The 1,257-nt window shown below is 46.5% G+C and carries 2 protein-coding genes; both read right to left on the reverse strand.

The window, feature by feature from the left end:
- Positions 1–30 precede the first annotated feature (30 nt).
- Positions 31–906: an IS3 family transposase gene (locus ACFQ1T_RS14375; RefSeq protein ID WP_379078022.1), complete on the reverse strand. Its 876-nt coding sequence runs from the start codon at positions 904–906 to the stop codon at positions 31–33.
- Positions 834–1,202: a transposase gene (locus tag ACFQ1T_RS14380; RefSeq protein ID WP_379078019.1), complete on the reverse strand. Its 369-nt coding sequence runs from the start codon at positions 1,200–1,202 to the stop codon at positions 834–836. Before ACFQ1T_RS14380 ends, ACFQ1T_RS14375 begins: the two co-directional genes overlap by 73 nt.
- Positions 1,203–1,257 lie beyond the last annotated feature (55 nt).

Genomic DNA, 1,257 nt, shown 5'->3' on the forward strand with positions numbered 1-1,257 from the left:
GTGATCTTGCCTGTAAAAAGTGGACATCATCTAACCGATCATTTCCACCGAAATCGGTGATTGATACCCAATACCCGAATGCAACCGTACCGGGTTATAAAAGTCATCAATATATTGCTTAATTGCCACTTTCAAATCCTCGCCCCCTTTAAAACGATTGCCATGTATCCACTCACTTTTAAACGAATGGAAGAATGACTCCATGTGTGCATTATCGGTACACTGCCTTGGTCGGTTCATACTTGGCTGAATGCCATGTTGCCTTAACAAGGCCTGATATTCAAGCGCGGCATACTCAATCCCTCGGTCTGAATGAAACCATAGGCCAGCTGTAGGTTTTCTTTGCTTGATGGCCATCTTCAGTGCCGTACAGGTTAAGCTCGCCTTACGATGATTGTCCAATGCCCAGCCAACAATGCGACGTGAGAACATATCCATCACCACGGCTAAAAATTGCCAACCATTGCCCGTTTTAATAAAGGTCACATCGCCCACCCACAATTGATTGATGCTGGTAGGTTCTGTCATGCCAAGCTTCTCATTACCATGACGCTGAAAGAATGCGTGACTCCCTGCATTCCGCCAGTACAGTCGACTTGCTCTGCCTGCAAGGCCCATCTGGCGCATCAACTGTGCAACCTTGTTACGCCCACAGTGGAGCCCTTGTTGCCTAAGCGCGGCATAGATGCGCGGGCTGCCATAAGCTTCGTGGCTGCTTTTGTGTATTGCTTTAATCTGTTCACACAATTGCCCATCTGACACTGTACGTGCTGATACTGGACGCCTCTGCCATGCGTAGAATCCACTGCGCGATACCTTGTATTTCTCGCACATCATTTGGATCGAGAAATCTTGGCTATTTTGGGCAATGAAACGGAAGATGTCCGTTTTGCCTTTGAAGTGAATTTGATGGCTTTTTTTAAAAGGTCATGCTCCAGCTTCAGCTGGGCGTAGGCTTTTTCTACCTCGCGAAGGCGCAGTAGCTCTGCTTCATTAACCAGCTCAGGTTTATCGCTTGGTGGATTTGCCATAATCAGCCCTTCACGACATTGTTTTTTCCATCGTGACAGCATAAAGGGATGAATGTCTAGAGAATGGGCTACGTCTTGCACCAATACACCAGGTTGGGAGGCTAATCGAACTGCCTCAGCTTTAAATGATTCCGAATATCGTGCGTATATCCGTTTGATTGTTCTTGCCATTTAACATCTCCTAAAAAGTTAGGTCGATGTGTCTACTTTTCTAAGGCAAGTCCAG

This window comes from Methylophilus glucosoxydans (assembly GCF_042676145.1).
GTDB classification, from domain to species: Bacteria; Pseudomonadota; Gammaproteobacteria; order Burkholderiales; family Methylophilaceae; genus Methylophilus; species Methylophilus glucosoxydans.